Genomic DNA, 16407 nt, shown 5'->3' with positions numbered 1-16407 from the left:
CCTAGACGCCCATGCCGAAGCTGGTCGCCAACGTGCCGAAAATCAAGTTCCAACCATCAACCAACACGAACAACATCAGCTTAAACGGTAAGGATACAATCATAGGTGAAAGCATCATCATACCCATAGCCATCAATATAGACGCCACCACCAAGTCAATAATAAGAAAGGGAATAAATAGCATAAAACCAATTTGAAACGCGGTTTTAAGTTCACTGGTTACAAATGCGGGGATGAGGATGGTTAGCGGTACTTCATTGGTATCAGCGTATTTTCCTTCGTCTCCGGCTATTCGTACAAACGTTTCTAAGTCTTTTACCCGTGTTTGAGAAAGCATAAACGCGCGCATAGGGCCTTTGGCTTGCTCAAGAGCGTCTAAACTGGTGAGCTGCTCGTTAAGATAGGGCTGTAAAGCTCGCTCGTTCACCTCTTCAAATACCGGCGCCATAATAAACATGGATAGAAACAAACTAACGCCAATGAGTATCTGGTTTGACGGTGATTGCTGTAAGCCAATCGCCTGACGCAGAATCGACAACACCACAATAATACGCGTGAAAGAAGTCATCATCATGATAAACGCAGGAATAAGGCTTAGCGCCGTCATGATAAACAGCGCTTGAAGTGTCATGGTATAGTCTTGAGAGCCATCTTGATTGGTTGTCACCGTGACGGCTGAAATTCCCTGCTGAGCATAAGCAGGCTCAACGAGAGACAATAAAGGTAGTATTAAAAGTAGCCAGGCAAACTTACGCATCTCTCGACTCTTCCTGTGTTTTGTTTTTATCTATGTTCGGTTTGAGCTTTCCTGCCATGGCAGCAACAAGCTTTTGTTTAAATGCATCTGCGCCATTTTGTTGCTCGCCTGTGGTTTTGTTTACACCTTTCACAGGCACATCGAGATTCTTATCTAATTTGCTTAAATGAGAGATGTTGTGACTGGTCACGCCAATAAGGTGCTGCTCTTCGCCTACCTGAATCACCATGATTTTTTCTTTTGTGCCAACAACCATGCTGGCCGCGACTTTCATTTGATTGCCACCCATCGCAGTGACATTAAATCGACGCATCACATAAGCAAGGGCGAAAATGACGCCAACAACGACAAGTAAAGAAAGGAAAATTGACATTACCGACGTGGGATTAGTGATTGACTGGGTTGACTGCGCAAAGGCCAATTCACAGAATAAAAGGGGCAGCATTGCGCAACCCCTTAGTTTATAAGAAGTTTTATCTGAGCTTCTTGATTCTCTCAATTTGACTAATAACATCCGTTAATCGAATACCGAATTTGTCGTTGACCACTACTACTTCACCATGAGCAATCAACGTGCCATTAACTAATACATCTAGTGGCTCACCGGCAACACGATCCAGCTCCACCACAGAACCCTGGTTCAACTGTAGCAGATTTCGGATACTTATTTGACTACGACCGACTTCCATCGAAATAGTCACTGGAATATCTAGAATAGTATCTAGCTTTTTCTTTTCTTCTTGCGTGATAGGCGCGTCGTCAGTTAATTCGTCAAGTTCGGCAACTTGTACGTCTTCGTTATCGCCAGCCTCTTGTTCCGCTTCAGATTCGGCTTGCTCGGCCATTGCCGCTGCCCAATCGTCCATACCGTCTTCACTCATGGGAACTCCCCTCTACCTTACAGGTCTTCTTCGAGTACTTGCAGTTCTGCGTCATTATCAATAATGCGCCCACCGCGGGTTAATAACTGTAGCTCAGACTTCACTGAAGTCGGTCTTGCAATCTTTTCTACAATTTTCAGCGCCAAATTGTCGCGACTGCGACCTAACTTAGCCCTGAACGTGGGTAAATCTTCAATTAATACTGTGATGGTTTCTGGCATCTCCACAGGGATGATATCGCCAGGTTTAAACTCCATCACATCGCGAAGTGGAACATCGACGTCTAGCATATGCGTAGTTAACGCCACTTTAACGTCCATAATTTCATCGCGAAGGGCCTTACTCCAGCGTAAATCTGTATCTTCTTTGTCGCTTTGAACACCCGCATCAAGCAGTTCGCGAATTGGCTCTAGCATTGAGTATGGTAAAGACACGTGGAAGTCGCCACCGCCTCCGTCCAGCTCGATATGAAACGAGCTAATAACTACAACCTCGGTTGGACTCACAATGTTCGCCATCGCAGGGTTTACTTCTGAGTCCAAATATTCAAACGACACATCCATGACCGGTGCCCAGGCTTCTTTATAATCTTCAAAGATTATTTTAAGCAGCATCTGGATAATACGGCGCTCGGTAGGCGTAAACTCTCGGCCCTCAATCTTCGCATGATAACGTCCATCACCGCCAAAGAAGTTGTCTACCAGAATAAATACCAAGCGGGCTTCCATGGTGATAAGTCCCGTGCCTTTAAGCGGACGGAAACGCACCATGTTCAAACTCGTTGGAACAAATAACGTATGAATGTATTCGCCAAACTTGATCATCTGAATACCGTTAATCGATACTTCAGCTGATCGTCGCATCATGTTAAACAAACTCACACGCATGTGACGTGCGAAACGTTCATTAACGATTTCAAGCGTAGGCATACGCCCACGCACAATTCTGTCTTGCGAGGAGAAGTCGTACTCGAGCGTAGAAGCATCAGAGTCGCTACCGCCAACCTCTTCTTCTTCTACATCATCTACCCCGTGTAATAGGGCATCGATTTCATCTTGAGATAATAAATCACTCACCGTCTTCTACCTTACTTGGTCAATGCATTACTGCATGACGAACCCAGTAAACAATACGCGCTCAACTACATCGCTGCCCGTAATGTCTTTTAATGCTTTCTGCACTTCGGTTACCGCCTGCTCGCGAAGCTCAATTTTACCCGCTTCTGTCACTAGGTCGTCCGCATTTGACGTACTAAAAGCCTGAAGTAATGTCCCTTCGATTAGCGGAATATGTGTTTTGGCCAGTTCTTCGTTGTCTGAACCACGCACAAGCAGCTGCACTTTAATCTGAACCAATCGGTCTCTTCCCGAACCCGGCACGTTAAAAACGAAAGGTCTCGGCATAGCAACGTAAAGTGCAGTGCCAATTTCAGCGTTACCTGTACTCGCTGCCGGCGCACTCGCAGCGGCTGCAGCAGCATCAGCTTCTGCCAGTTGTTCAGCCGCAGGCTCATCACCACCAGCAAACAGTAGAAAGTAAGCGGCCGCACCACCACCTACCAAAACAACAGCGATAATGATGATTAACATCATTTTGCCTTTCTTTTTACCGCCTTCTTCTACCTGTAATTCTTCATCAGCCATGTGTAACTCATCAGTAATATTAAGAAAAAACGTATTATCAATGTTCCATCGCAAATGGCAATGCCATAATTCGTATCTACGTCTTATCGATGCAGTACCGCCAGTCAGTTATTTTCTGGTATAAAGCGACGCTCCATTAGCCTGTTTAATCAAAGTTAAACGAATACATCAAACATAGCAGTGTTAAAACAATCTCACCATGCTACCTATTGATAATAGTTTCTATCTATCTTAAGCGTAGAAATCAATTCCACCTTTGGCTTCGCGTGTTACTGATTGCTCAATAATTCGAGTTTCGTCCATGTCGTCTAAACCGTCATTTTCTCCACGGTTTCCGGCTCCATTTCCTCTGCTATTATCGTTTGCAAGTTGCTGGCCATTATCGTTACCCGACGAATTATCTTTTCTCACTTGGGCATCACCTAACTCAATGCCTTGTTCAGAGAGCATATCTCGTAATTTAGGCATGGCATCGGCTAACGCCTCTTTTGCTTGTTGAGATTGGACAACGAAGCTTACGCTTGCTGCATCACCTGCGACGTTTACCCGCACTTGCATGCTACCCATTTCCGGCGGATCGAGTCGAATCTCAGCCATGGTGTTGCGCGCATTCACCATCCAGCGAATTTTTTCGTTTAGCTGTTGCTGTCCTTCAGGCTTATGAATATTGACCGCTTTATCGAAGCCTTCAAACTGCTGCTGAGATTTTGACGCTTCAGCACGAAGCTGACTATTTTCCTGTATTACCGTGTCAGCTTGTCCAGCCATGCTCGCAAACGCTTGTTGTGCGCTGGCTTGCGTTTGCGTCATTAAGTTAAGGAATTGACTAGCTTGGCTATCAAGGCGTGTTGTCATTGATGCAATAACTTCGGTGCTAACTGCGGCCTCTTTTGCGGCATCTGCCACAATTGATGAAAGATCAATGCCAGGCTCTCTGCCTTGCTGCACTTGCTGCTGAAATTCATTGATGCCGGCGATAATGTTTGTTTTCACAGCCTGTTGCTGCGGGCCACTTGGCATGGCAGCCACCACGCGCTCTGCAAACGCTTCTGTCGCTTTTTGAGCGCTTTGGGGCGATAGTTCGCTTATAGCGGTTAGCAGATCAACTGGCCTATCGCCTGCTGCCTCAGCACTAACACTTTGAGCAAGAGACGCTTGGCTACTTGTTTTGAGGTCCGAATCAGATGGCGCTATTTTATCAGTGGTTGTGTTCGCACTTATTTCACCACTACCAGCAGCAATCATTTCGGCTTGCATGGCCTCAGCGTGTAAAGACGCGTCAGTTGGTGATACCCCTTGAAGATCGTTTAGCGCATCAGATAGCAAGTTTAAAACAAGAGATTCATCAGCCGAACTCTCTGTACCTGTAAGTACCCCATCAAGAACGTCTGCGTCTTCAATATCTGCGCTATTAGTTTTCGTGTTATCTCCAGCGCTTTCTGTTTGCTGCATAAGCTGAGCAATTAGCGAAGAAAGTTCACTACTGTTTTCAGCATTTGAGTTTGCGTTGGCACTGGCTGTGACATCAAAAAGTTCAGTGTTAGCTTGACTATCGCCGTCACCTTGGTTGCTGTCAGCGTTAAGTAGAAGCGCTGTTAAAGCACTAAGAGTTTCTTTTGCTTCAGTAGATAGTGATTCGATAGCAAGATCACCTTCACTCTTGTCACTATTTAACTGAGAAACCAAATGCGCCAATACTGAGGAAGCGTCACTGGCGTTAACATCATCAGGAAGGCTCCAAAGCTTTCCGCTTTCTTTTATAGAAATAACGTTAATTGCCTCATCTTCAACTGCAGAAATACCATTATTGATTTTTGTATCAGCTCCACCTGCGGCTTTCTCTTCCTTGCCCAAACGAGCAGCTACAGTATCAACATAAGCGACCCAGTCTGGTTCGCCCTCATCTTTGATTGGCTTTTCGTCTGGCGAACCTGGTGTGGTAATAACACCAGCTTCGGCGTCTTTTTTGCCGCCATCTCCAATGATGAACTGTGTATCGGTTATCGCTATCTGTTTAATGTTTCCTTCAGCGTTTTCAACTGCTAGGTGTGTATCTTCTTCGTCATCCGTTGTGGGCTGCGCTGATGCATTCGGATCTTCCGCAATTTCTTGAGTACCCATCGTCGGGTTATCTTTCTGACTTGCATGTTGAACTTCAGCGTCTGACTCAGCGGGCTTGTCAGTCACCGTGTCACGACTAGGCAAGTCTGTATGACCTGCTTCACGATCCTTTCCGCTTTTCAATGAATCATTAGATGCAGAAGCACTAGCAGGCGTTTCACTGGCACTTTTGGGCTCAGATGATTGAGGACGTACAGCGTCTTTTTCATTTAAGACAAAGTCTGACTTACTCGATTTAGCTTCTTGGTAAAGTCGATTAAATGCTTGGTTGTTCCCACTGCTTGTTTCTTGATGTGTTCCAATACCGGTTTCAACCGCTTTAGCCGTGCTAGAAGTCGAAAAAGGTAATGCGGCAATGTCTGTTTTATGTGCGGCAACTTGTTGCATATTGTCCTACCGTCCTACATTTATATCGTCTTTCACAAAGAAGACGTACTATGATGCGATTTACTTACCAGGCGTTAACCCAAAAACAAATAGCCCAGTTAATCGCAACCCCACCAACGCTTTATAAAATACAACCACTTAGCGCTATCTCGGTCCCCTTAGTCGCTACTATTTAACGTTAAGAGTTATGCTCGCTTTGGTGAAACTTCTTACTTTATTAAATGTACTGAAATTCCCAGAAACACTGTTAAAGCGTGATAACCGTTACACTGTAATTGCGGCGCGTTGTGCTAATTTACATTGGTTTTGCAAGGGTTGAGCCAAAGTGGCTTAAGAAGGTACTAATTATTAGAAAGGTGAGCGCTTAGCTCTGAAAAATCGTTGGGTAGCAAACTCATCCATCATGGCCTGTTCTGCCTTGGCTTCTTTTTTCTGCTCTGCCAACTTCTTTTTATCTAGTAGCAAGGAAACGGCTTTCACTTTTTGCTGTTGCTTTAGCCAAAGTTGTTTTCGCTGATCTGCAGCCATTTGCGCCCGAGCAATGACTTGCATCTGCTGCTCACACGCTTTGTCTAGTTTTCCAACAAAAGATAAATGTTGCTGATAATACGTGGCGGTAACGCCCGCTTGACCAGTTTGTTGAATGCCCTTTATGTAGTCAATACGGTACTGCTCTAAACTAGTCAGCTTTTGCTTTTGCTGATTAACATTCTGTTGAGCTTGCTGATAATACCGAGCCTCTCGTTGCTCTTTTTCTCGCTCAAAGTCAGCTAAACGTTCAAGTTGTTTAGACATAGCGTACTGCCCCTACATTAGATAGCGTTATAGATACTACTCGCTCTACCTTATTTGCGCTTGCACGCATTAGCCTTGCCCCAGTCCTTTAGCTAACGCAGCCATACCCTCTAAACTTTCGTCATAGGGTATAACTTGTTTCATTCCTTGCTGCAATAAAGCATTGATTGCTGGTTCTGCGCGAATAGCCAGATCAATACGCGGGTCTGACCCTTTCGCATAAGCACCAATAGAAATGAGGTCTTGGTTTTGTTTGTAGTTTGAATAAACTTGTCGAATACGACGCGCCATTAATTGATGTTCTTCGCTTACGACCATAGGCATTACACGGCTTATTGACGCTTCAATATCAATAGCAGGGTAATGACCGCTATCGGCGAGGGTTCGCGACAACACTACGTGACCATCCAAAATCGCGCGAGCAGCGTCAGCAATGGGGTCTTGCAAATCGTCACCTTCGGTAAGTACCGTATAAAAGGCCGTGATAGAGCCTTGGCGCTCGCTACCATTACCTGCACGCTCAACCAAAGCGGGAAGCCGAGCAAATACCGAAGGTGGATAACCTTTTGTGGCTGGTGGCTCACCCACAGCCAACGCAATCTCACGCTGCGCCATGGCATAGCGTGTTAACGAATCAATCAGCAGCAGTACTTTCATGCCTTTATCGCGAAAATATTCAGCAATGGTTACCGCCGTCTCGCAGCCTTTTAAACGCATAAGCGGTGAAGTATCAGCTGGCGCTGCCACTACTACTGCCCGTTGGCGTTCTTCTTCTGTAAGTATTTCGTGAATAAACTCTTTCACTTCTCGGCCACGCTCACCAACTAGCCCAACCACGACCACATCGGCTTCACAGCCTCGGGTCATCATGCCAAGTAGCACACTTTTACCCACGCCACTTCCTGCAAAAAGCCCCATACGCTGACCTACGCCAACCGTATTTAACGCATTAATGGCACGTACGCCAACGTCCATAGGGGTGTTGATTGGACGGCGAATGAGCGGGTTCATAGGAGGGCGAGTGGTTGGCGCTCGGGCTTCGGCATTAATTTCGCCCAGACCGTCAAGGGGCTGACCATTGCCGTCTACTACACGCCCTAATAATCCCATGCCTACTGGTAACCCACTTTGTCGGTTTAACGGCATTACGCGACTTCCCGGTACAATACCGCGAACTGCTTCTGTGGGCATTAAATAGGTAATATCGTCACCAAAACCAACCACTTCGGCTTCTATTTCGCCTTCAATGGTTTGTACTAAACATTGACTCCCCACCGGCAGCTGGCAACCTACCGCTTCAAGGGTTAATCCGATGCCTCGCACTAGCTTTCCGGCAGCGACAACAGGTGGCGATGTCACCTGTTTAGAAAGAGATTCGAAATGGGTATGCCAAGGGCTAGTCATCAGACAAACCTTGGTTTAATAAAAACTTATCAATAACGTCTCGACATCGACGTTCAATTGACACATCTACAGCGTTTTGCACAGTCGTAATATCGCAACCACCGCGCTCCATCGAAGGGGCCTCAAGAAGATTCCAGCCTTTTTTGGTAATTTCCTCTTCACCAAAATGCGCTTTTACCAATTCAATATCCTCTGGATTCATATGAATTTGGTACTCCGCTTGATTGATTGGCAGCGCCTTAATACCTTCGCTCAACGCTTGCAATATAACCTCTTGGTTAGTGCTTACCTCTGTTTTAATAACTGCTTTAGCAAGAGTTACGGCAAGTTTTACCAATTGGTCGCGGGTTTCATCGTTGGCTTGCGAAAGTGGGTCGTGACATTTTTCAGCAAGCATTTGCCACACTTCGGCTTGTGCCGTCATTTGCTGGCGACCTTCCTCTAATCCTTGCTCTAAACCTTCGCTATGACCTTGCTCTTTACCTTCAATTAGACCAGCTTCAAGACCTTCTGCCTTGCCTTCATCAAAACCTTTTTGTTTGCCTTCCTGATAGCCTTCATCATAGGCAGCCTGACGTATGGCTTCTATTTCTTCAGCTGTAGGGGGCTTAATCTCTTCTTCAACTTCAGGAGGTTCATACTTCCAGTCTGAGCGCTTGTTCAACGCATTGGTCGTTTCGTTGTCTCTTGATGCAGTAGGGTCGTCAACGAAGGGTAAGTCCCACTTTTTAGCTTCACTCAGTTCTTTTTCACTGAAACTTTTTTTGGCAGTCATAAATGTACCTAGGCTAAATAAATGTCGGTGTTAAAGTCCTTATAAGAACTCTTCACCACCGCCACCACCAAGCATAATTTCACCAGAGTCAGAAAGTCGACGAGCAACAGAAAGGATCTCTTTCTGGGCGGTTTCCACTTCACTAATACGCACCGGACCAAGTGCTTCCAAGTCGTCGTTGAGCATTTCTGCAGCACGCTTAGACATGTTGCGCATAATTTTTTCTTTGAGCTCTTCGTCAGCACCTTTAATAGCCTTAAGCAGCGCGTCTTGCTGTACTTCGCGCAGTATGGCCTGAATGCCCTTGTCGTCTACATCGACTAAATTGTCGAAGACAAACATCAGGTCTTGGATTTGCTGACTCATCTCTTCGTCTTGCTCGCGGATAGCGTCCATCAACTGACCTTCTATCGCGGTATCCAGGTAGTTCATAATGTTCGCAGCAGACTTCAAGCCGCCCATTTTGGCTGCTTGTGTACCCGCTTGGCCTGCGAACTGTTTCTCCATAATTTCGTTTAGCTCTTGTAGTGCAGCTGGCTGAACTTCTTCTAGATTCGCAATACGCATCAACAGATCAAGACGTACTTTTTCTGGGAATTGCGCCAAAATTTCAGCGCTTTGCTCAGGTTCTAGATAAGACAGCACAATGGTTTGGATCTGCGGGTGTTCGTTGCGAATAATGCTCGCCACCTGCTTAGAATCCATCCATTTAAGTGAATCGAGGCCCTTAGCGCCACTTCCCATAAGTATTTGATCGATAAGGTTTGCTGCCTTATCTTCACCTAGTGCAGCGGTAAGCGCACGTTTCACAAAGTCTTGGCTTTGGAAGCCGATAGTGCTGTAGTTTTGAATCTCTTCGATAAAATGCTTATGAACCGACGTAATTTTAGACTGCGTCATATCATCCACTTTGGCCATTTCAGTACCCAGTTTTTGTACTTGCTTTGGCTCTAAGTGTTTTAATATCTGCGCCGCATCTTCTTCTGACAAGCTCAACAATAAGATGGCCGCTTTTTCTACGCCTTCTAATTTACTGACGTCGTATGACGGTTCTTCAACATTGGCAAGTTCTTCAGCCATAATCTTATCTCACTACTCGTCTTGCATTAACCAGCCCTTCACTACTTGGGCTGATAATTCAGGTTCATTAGCCACAAGGGCACGTACAGCTTTAAGTACATCTTCGTCTTTGTGTAGGTCAGGCAACATGAGTGAACCATCTGGCGCGAATCCTACTTGGCCTTCGTCAAAGTCAGACGTTAGCATACTAATAGTGTCATCGCCCAAATCTAAGCCTTCGTCAGCATCAAATTCATCGGCGTCGTTCGACTCATCTGGGTTGATAAGACGACGCAGCATAGGTCGAATTACAAAGATAATAAGTACTATTATAACCAAGCCACCCACAACTAGCTTAAGAATTGGCAGAAATCCAGGCTGCTCCCACAAAGGCGCATCTTCAATTTCACCAGCATCCATGCGAGTAAAGGGAACGCTAACAACCTCTAATGAATCACCGCGGGTAACGTCAAAACCAATACCGCCCTGCAATAGTCTGCGAATATTTAAAATTTCTTCTTGTTTGCGCGGCGTTGGCGTCTTGGCGCCGTCTTCACCCGCAACTTGGGTGTAGTCTACGGCAACCGACACACTTAATCTGCGGATAACCCCTGTCTGTTTCTTGGTATGACTGATAGTGGTATCAAGTTCGTAGTTGCGTGTTGATTCTTTCGCTGTGCGGCCAGGCATAGTTTGCTGACTACCGCCCACGGCATTTTCTGGAATATTAGAATCTAACGGAGGCTGATTTGATAATGCACCGGGAATACCGCCAACGCCGCCACCTACGCTATTTTCTTCCATGATCATTTCACTGCGAACCGCAGGCAAGTCTGGGTTATAGCTACGCTGGGTTTGCTCCATTGCAGTAAAGTCCATCGTAACGTCAGCTTGCGCCGTGTAGTTACCTATGCCCAAAACTGGAATCAATATAGCGTCAATTTTTTCTAGATACTCTTGCTCGCGCTGACGTTCAATTTCGTACTCTTTTCTTGCACGAGCACTCATAGAATCTTGCGAGCCTGAGTTAAGCAGACGACCGTTGCTGTCAGTTACCGTTACTTTAGACGGCTCCATGTTTTGAACTGCTGATGCCACAATATCGACAACCGCATCAACCTCTTCACCTGCAATAACAGCACCGCGCTTAGCCGTTAGCACAACGGTTGCCGACGCTTTTTTCTCTCTTCGCGCAAACACGTTCTCTTTAGGCATAGCTAACAAAACACGGGCTTTTTGAATACTGGCGATATCTTCAATAGTAGCCGCGATTTGTTGCTCGCGGGCATGCTTTAGACGTTCCATCTCAACACGCTGGCTCACACCAAAACCCATATCTTGCATAATGATATCGGTACCGGCATCAGAGGCCTTGGTTAACCCTTGGCGGGTCATGCCTAAACGGATGTTTTGGAATTCGTCGCTTCTTACGTAAACAATATTGCCTTCAAGCTTATAATCGATTTGGTTTGCATCCATATAATCGAGGGTTTCAATAAGCTCTTGAGTTTCCATTTTTGCAAGCGGACGGTAATCAGGCTCTTGCGACCAAATAAGAATAAAGATTGCGATGGCTACGCAGATTACCAAAACAACCACAAGGGCCATTTGGCGCATCATATCTGCGCTACCTAAAGTGTCCATAAAACCAGATTTGTTTTCTGGTTCATTGTCCATTGATTGGTTTTGATCAGGAACCGTAAGGTTTGTACCTGTAGCTTCAGCCATAACCTACTCCACCTACACCGGCATGTTCATTATTGTTTTATAGGCTTCAAGTACTTTGTTACGTACTTGAACAGTGGCTTCAAAAGCTATGCCCGCCTTTTCTTTTGTCAGCATAACTTGCGCTAAACTTAAACTTGGATCGCCCATTTCAAAACGTTGCTGCGCATCTTTTGATTCGAGCTGCATGCCATTTACACCATCTACCGCATTCTTAAGCATGGTCGAGAAATCACTTGCCGAGCTATTAACTTCGCTAAGCGGCTGCTGTTGAGGCTCGTTAACTTGAAGACGAGTTTGCCCAATCATGTTCTGCATTTCTTGATACAAACTATTGGCTTTAACGTCCATAACCACTCCTAGTGTTTCTTTAAAAACCGCCTGAACACCGGCGAATACATAATCTATAGGAGTGATTTAGCAAAGGGCTTGCCAACTTTAAAAACCCTTTAATATCATAATGATATGTGAAAAATGAGAGGGTAAGCCAAATTTATGGCGTTTGATTTAATGTGAGTAACAAAAAACCGCCGCCTTTTTCACTACAGAGGCGACGGAATATGAGGATACATTTTATTAAGGTTCAGGTAGATAATATTGAGGTCATCGATACCTTAGGCTGGCACTTCAATACCGTCTTCACGCATGCGCGCCAGTTTATAACGAAGGGTTCGAGGGCTTATTCCTAGCTTCTCTGCAACATCCTTTCGCTTTCCATTACACGATACCAATGTATCAAGAATAATTTGGTGTTCTTGATAACGAAGCTCTGAGCCGAGTTTGTTATCCTCAACCTGTTCTTGCACAACCTCAAGGGGTGCTGACATGTCTTCATCAATCATTAGATCGCTGGCATCTATTTCATTATTTTCGCAAAGAATTAGCGCGCGTTGAACCACATTTTCCAGCTCACGGACATTACCGGGCCAACTGTACTGGGATAACTTATTGCGCGCTGCAGCACTTAACCTGATGGTACCTAGCCCTTGTGAACTGGCGTGACGCTGCACAAGATGCTCCGCAAGCGGAACAATATCTCCTGGACGTTGAGCCAAAGGACGCCATTCAATAGGGAAAACATTTAAACGGTAGTACAAATCTTCTCTAAATTCACCTGCATCTACTGCTTTTCTTAAATCTCGGTTACTAGTGGCAATGACACGCACATTGAGTTTGACGGTTTTCCGTCCGCCAAGGCGTTCTACTTCACGCTCTTGTAACACGCGCAGTAATTTAGCCTGCAGTGCCAAATCCATCTCAGTTATTTCATCAAGTAACAGGGTGCCGTCTTGAGCTTGTTCAAATTTACCCGGGCAAGCTTGGATTGCGCCAGTAAAGGCTCCTTTTTCGTAACCAAATAAAGTTGCTTCCAACATATTTTCTGGAATAGCAGCACAGTTGATGGCAACAAAAGGTGCGTCACTTCGTGGTGACTGATCATGAATATATCGAGACAGTACCTCTTTACCCGATCCGCTTGGCCCCATGACCATAACGGTAGCTTCAGACTTAGCGACTTTGCGTGAAAGCTCAAGTAATTTTAAGCTTGAAGGATCGGCTACTATTGGTGTGCGTGACTCAATCTTTTGCGCTGGCGCATAGCGGCCCACTAGATTCAACAATACTTCGGGAGCGAAAGGCTTTGATAGATAGTCGGTTGCGCCATCGCGCATTGCTTGAACGGCATCATCAATGGTGGCGTAAGCTGTCATCAATAACACTGGCACATTGGGATATTTAGACTTAATACTTTTAAGCAAAGTTAAGCCACTCATTTCTCCCATTTGAATATCGCTAACCACCAGATCCACATTCTGTGACGATAGCATCATCAATGCTTGTTCCGCGCAATCGGCAGCAACCACGCTATAGTTACCTAGCAAAAGGGTGTCTAGGAGCGCTTCGCGTAAACCTGCGTCATCTTCAACAATTAAAATGGTAGTTTTAGACATTATTCTCTCCTATGACTTACGCAACATGAGTCAATGTTTGTGAGGATTTAGCATTTGCCGAGCAAGGTAGCGACACGCTAAAGCAAGCGCCACCATCTGGAACGTCAGTGATGTTAAGTGAACCGCTGTGCGCATTTACCACTGACTTCACTACGGCAAGGCCTAAACCTGTACCGTGAGTTTTGGTTGTAAAAAACGGTTCAAATATTTTATTTTTAAGACTATCTGGAACCCCTGGTCCTTTATCGACCACAGATACATGTAAACGCTGATCACTTACTGTTGCCTGAACGTGCACACATTCGCCTTTGGATGTAACTTGGCTTGCATTGTGGATAAGGTTTAACACCGCACCTTGAAGCGCTGTAAGATTGCCCGTGATAGAAACATCTTGCTCAAACCCTGAAAACGTTAACGTCTGCTGCGCTTGAGTTGTCATGCTATGAGCACTCCCCTCTATCGATGTGAACAACTCTTCCAAACTGATTTGGCTGACCACCTGCTCTTCTCCAGATTTAGCGAAAAGCAGCATGTCGTTAACTTGGCTTTCTAACTCTTTAAGTCTGTCAGTTAGTTTGTTGGCAAACTGGGTCTGCGCCTCTTCGCCTAAACCTTTGCGCGTTAAATTCGACGCATAAAGCATAGCGGCAGAAAGTGGGGTACGAATTTGGTGAGCAAGTGATGCCACCATTTTTCCAAGGGAAGATAAACGCTGCATGTGGCTTACTCGCGCCTGCAGCTGACGAGTTTCAGTCAAATCAGTAATAACAATTAGCTGACCTGGCTCGTTTTCCAGTGGTGTAATAGAAAGTTTTACTCTTCTACCATCAACGAGCGAGACTTCATGGCCGTCATCAGCGCGAGGCTTGAACGATCGTGTAATAATGCTTCGCCACACTTCTTCTTCAAGCGGTTCACCTAGCAGAGCCTTTGCTTGCTCGTTAGCTTGTCGAACGATGCCTTTGCCATCTATTACAATAACGCCAGCGGGCATTACTTGAAGTAAATGTTCCAGTCTACTCGCCTGCAATCGCAGAGATTCAATATCTTCACCGCGCGAGGTTTGATAATCATCACGAGTCAATGCTGAGCCGCCACCATTAAGTGCATAGGCAGACGCGAAATACTCTGTAGATTGTGGTGTGCTTTCAAAAGCCATATTATCCTCGTCAAATTGCAGACGCTGTTAAACTATGGCTTGGATAAAGCAGAAGGTGTGCCAACTTATAATTGGCTTAACTATCAGGAGGTTATAAGCAGAATTAGGGAAAGAACGTAACGTCAATTACCTGACATTACGCTTCTTCAGTGCGCTGAATATCGTATTTTCTCATTTTCTCAACAAGCGTAGTTCTTCGCATTCCAAGTTTATCGGCGGCACGTGCCACTACCCAATCTTGGTTCTCTAGGGCTTGTTTTATTAGATTCACTTCCAGCTCAGAAAGGTATTCTTTAAGATTAACCCCTTCCTCGGGTAAAGATGAAGACACCATACCGTTCAAACTTTCGTGGCTTTGCTCATTAAGGTCTTCATCTGGCTCTTGTGCTGCCGCTTCAGCAAATAACGCATTAAACGCTTCCCGTTCAAGAATTTCTTCTGGATAGTCAGGCTCGTAAGCCTGTACGTCGCCGTACTGATATTTTTCAGGTAAATCAGCGATATCGACAATTTGACCAGGGTAAAGGATCGTTAATCGCTCAACTAAATTGGAAAGCTCACGGACGTTACCTGCCCATTCATGCTCCATCAATGAAGCAATGGCTTGCTCGGTAAAGCGTACGCCTTCTACCCCATCGCCTTGTATACGGCTATTTAGCTCTTGAAGTAGTAAGGGAATATCGTCTTTTCTCTGTCTAAGTGCAGGGCTATCAATTGGGAACACATTGAGTCGGTAGTACAAGTCTTCGCGGAACTTATCTTCACTGATCATGGTTTCCAAATTGCGATGCGTAGCAGCAATAATGCGTACGTTGCATTGAAGAGGCTTGTTGCCGCCTACGCGCTCGAAGGTACGCTCTTGCAACACGCGCAATAATTTAACCTGCATCTGAAGCGGCATATCGCCGATTTCATCCAAGAACAAGGTACCGCCTTCAGCTAATTCAAAACGGCCTTTACGCGCGCTAATTGCACCAGTAAACGCCCCTTTTTCATGACCAAATAGCTCGCTTTCCAACAGTTCGCCTGGAATCGCTCCACAGTTTACTGGAATAAATGGCCCATCTTTACGTTCAGACAAGAAGTGAACATTACGCGCAACTACCTCTTTACCCGTACCTGACTCACCTAATATCAGTACAGTAGCGTCGGTAGGAGCTACTTGCTCTACTAAACGCCTTACAATTTGAATTTGCTCACTCTTACCAATGAGGCTTCTGAATAATCGGGTTTTTGTCCCCGAAGCACGAGATAAGCTGGGTTTGCGTCTAGAGTATTCTTGGCAGCGATGTATAGCCTGCGTTAGTACAGGATAAGTTAGTGGTGTAGCAATAACACTAACAAGGTTACAACTCGCTGATGCTTGCGTGTTGCTTTCAACTAATGCAACGAACGGTATGTGTGGAAACTTTTCTACCAGATTACTTACAAGCGTGGACGAGCGGTGCTCAATAAGCACAGCATCAGCGCCACTTTCATGGAGGTATCTTTCACAGTCACTGAAGCCTCGTGATTGACACGACTCTCCCATGAAGGTAACGATAGTTTCCAAGTTTTGAATAAGTTCCTGATTATCACTAATCAGCAAAATGTTCTTCATCAATTCCCCGAGAACGCTTTGTTATTATTTACAGTTTAGCGCATTTCTAAATTGTAACGACAAAAGATCGGAGCGCAACCGCTGTTTTGGGAAATATATCAATAAAAAAAGCAGGTTACCCTGCTTCTTTCGATTAAATTTAGCGTGTT

The 16407-nt window shown here is 45.4% G+C and carries 15 protein-coding genes; all 15 read right to left on the bottom strand.

Features of this window, described 5'->3' with window-relative positions; genetic code table 11:
- Nucleotide 1 precedes the first annotated feature (1 nt).
- Nucleotides 2-757 carry a flagellar type III secretion system pore protein FliP gene (fliP, locus tag E5672_RS02395; protein WP_136780759.1) on the bottom strand — a complete coding sequence of 252 codons (756 nt, stop codon included), beginning with the start codon at nt 755-757 and terminating at the stop codon, nt 2-4.
- Nucleotides 750-1202, bottom strand: coding sequence for a flagellar biosynthetic protein FliO (gene fliO / locus E5672_RS02390; RefSeq protein ID WP_136780758.1), 453 nt, complete (start codon nt 1200-1202; stop codon nt 750-752). The genes fliP and fliO overlap by 8 nt, the downstream gene beginning before the upstream one ends.
- 28 nt (nt 1203-1230) lie before the next feature.
- A complete protein-coding gene (gene fliN / locus E5672_RS02385; RefSeq protein WP_014948639.1) occupies nt 1231-1638 on the bottom strand; it encodes a flagellar motor switch protein FliN in 408 nt (135 codons plus the stop codon).
- A gap of 17 nt (nt 1639-1655) precedes the next feature.
- Entirely contained in the window at nt 1656-2714 is a 1059-nt protein-coding gene (gene fliM, locus E5672_RS02380; protein ID WP_014948638.1) for a flagellar motor switch protein FliM, read from the bottom strand.
- Between the two features lie 27 nt (nt 2715-2741).
- On the bottom strand, nt 2742-3281 hold the full coding sequence (gene fliL / locus E5672_RS02375; protein ID WP_136780757.1) for a flagellar basal body-associated protein FliL: 540 nt from the start codon (nt 3279-3281) through the stop codon (nt 2742-2744).
- Nucleotides 3282-3512: 231 nt separating this feature from the next.
- Complete coding sequence (locus E5672_RS02370) at nt 3513-5789, bottom strand: flagellar hook-length control protein FliK (RefSeq protein WP_136780756.1); 2277 nt, start codon at nt 5787-5789, stop codon at nt 3513-3515.
- A gap of 348 nt (nt 5790-6137) precedes the next feature.
- Nucleotides 6138-6584: a flagellar export protein FliJ gene (fliJ, locus tag E5672_RS02365; RefSeq protein WP_136780755.1), complete on the bottom strand. Its 447-nt coding sequence runs from the start codon at nt 6582-6584 to the stop codon at nt 6138-6140.
- Between the two features lie 69 nt (nt 6585-6653).
- Nucleotides 6654-7988 carry a flagellar protein export ATPase FliI gene (fliI, locus tag E5672_RS02360; RefSeq protein WP_136780754.1) on the bottom strand — a complete coding sequence of 445 codons (1335 nt, stop codon included), beginning with the start codon at nt 7986-7988 and terminating at the stop codon, nt 6654-6656.
- Nucleotides 7981-8763, bottom strand: coding sequence for a flagellar assembly protein FliH (gene fliH, locus E5672_RS02355; RefSeq protein ID WP_136780753.1), 783 nt, complete (start codon nt 8761-8763; stop codon nt 7981-7983). The genes fliI and fliH overlap by 8 nt, the downstream gene beginning before the upstream one ends.
- Nucleotides 8764-8802: 39 nt before the next feature.
- A complete protein-coding gene (fliG, locus tag E5672_RS02350) occupies nt 8803-9843 on the bottom strand; it encodes a flagellar motor switch protein FliG (RefSeq protein WP_136780752.1) in 1041 nt (346 codons plus the stop codon).
- Nucleotides 9844-9855: 12 nt separating this feature from the next.
- Entirely contained in the window at nt 9856-11550 is a 1695-nt protein-coding gene (fliF, locus tag E5672_RS02345) for a flagellar basal-body MS-ring/collar protein FliF (RefSeq protein WP_136780751.1), read from the bottom strand.
- A gap of 12 nt (nt 11551-11562) precedes the next feature.
- The gene (gene fliE, locus E5672_RS02340; protein WP_014997639.1) at nt 11563-11898 is read right to left on the bottom strand and encodes a flagellar hook-basal body complex protein FliE; all 336 of its coding nucleotides are present in this window, start codon (nt 11896-11898) and stop codon (nt 11563-11565) included.
- 263 nt (nt 11899-12161) lie between these two features.
- Complete coding sequence (locus E5672_RS02335; RefSeq protein WP_136780750.1) at nt 12162-13499, bottom strand: sigma-54-dependent transcriptional regulator; 1338 nt, start codon at nt 13497-13499, stop codon at nt 12162-12164.
- Nucleotides 13500-13515: 16 nt separating this feature from the next.
- Entirely contained in the window at nt 13516-14658 is a 1143-nt protein-coding gene (locus E5672_RS02330; protein ID WP_136780749.1) for a sensor histidine kinase, read from the bottom strand.
- Nucleotides 14659-14794: 136 nt separating this feature from the next.
- Nucleotides 14795-16258, bottom strand: a complete 1464-nt coding sequence (locus E5672_RS02325) for a sigma-54 dependent transcriptional regulator (RefSeq protein ID WP_136780748.1) — start codon at nt 16256-16258, stop codon at nt 14795-14797.
- Nucleotides 16259-16407 lie beyond the last annotated feature (149 nt).

The organism is Alteromonas portus (genome assembly GCF_005117025.1).
Lineage (GTDB): Bacteria > Pseudomonadota > Gammaproteobacteria > Enterobacterales > Alteromonadaceae > Alteromonas > Alteromonas portus.
Note: the sequence above shows the minus strand (reverse complement) of the source record. Positions and strands in the feature narration are given on the sequence as shown.

What these genes read in the sequence shown, in the direction of transcription:
- fliN (WP_014948639.1), bottom strand. Translation starts at nt 1,638, where the DNA reads ATGAGTGAAGACGGTATGGACGATTGGGCAGCGGCAATGGCCGAGCAA.
- fliI (WP_136780754.1), bottom strand. Translation starts at nt 7,988, where the DNA reads ATGACTAGCCCTTGGCATACCCATTTCGAATCTCTTTCTAAACAGGTG.
- E5672_RS02370 (WP_136780756.1), bottom strand. Translation starts at nt 5,789, where the DNA reads ATGCAACAAGTTGCCGCACATAAAACAGACATTGCCGCATTACCTTTT.
- E5672_RS02330 (WP_136780749.1), bottom strand. Translation starts at nt 14,658, where the DNA reads ATGGCTTTTGAAAGCACACCACAATCTACAGAGTATTTCGCGTCTGCC.
- fliO (WP_136780758.1), bottom strand. Translation starts at nt 1,202, where the DNA reads ATGCTGCCCCTTTTATTCTGTGAATTGGCCTTTGCGCAGTCAACCCAG.
- E5672_RS02335 (WP_136780750.1), bottom strand. Translation starts at nt 13,499, where the DNA reads ATGTCTAAAACTACCATTTTAATTGTTGAAGATGACGCAGGTTTACGC.
- fliH (WP_136780753.1), bottom strand. Translation starts at nt 8,763, where the DNA reads ATGACTGCCAAAAAAAGTTTCAGTGAAAAAGAACTGAGTGAAGCTAAA.
- fliJ (WP_136780755.1), bottom strand. Translation starts at nt 6,584, where the DNA reads ATGTCTAAACAACTTGAACGTTTAGCTGACTTTGAGCGAGAAAAAGAG.
- fliL (WP_136780757.1), bottom strand. Translation starts at nt 3,281, where the DNA reads ATGGCTGATGAAGAATTACAGGTAGAAGAAGGCGGTAAAAAGAAAGGC.
- fliG (WP_136780752.1), bottom strand. Translation starts at nt 9,843, where the DNA reads ATGGCTGAAGAACTTGCCAATGTTGAAGAACCGTCATACGACGTCAGT.
- fliF (WP_136780751.1), bottom strand. Translation starts at nt 11,550, where the DNA reads ATGGCTGAAGCTACAGGTACAAACCTTACGGTTCCTGATCAAAACCAA.
- E5672_RS02325 (WP_136780748.1), bottom strand. Translation starts at nt 16,258, where the DNA reads ATGAAGAACATTTTGCTGATTAGTGATAATCAGGAACTTATTCAAAAC.
- fliP (WP_136780759.1), bottom strand. Translation starts at nt 757, where the DNA reads ATGCGTAAGTTTGCCTGGCTACTTTTAATACTACCTTTATTGTCTCTC.
- fliE (WP_014997639.1), bottom strand. Translation starts at nt 11,898, where the DNA reads ATGGACGTTAAAGCCAATAGTTTGTATCAAGAAATGCAGAACATGATT.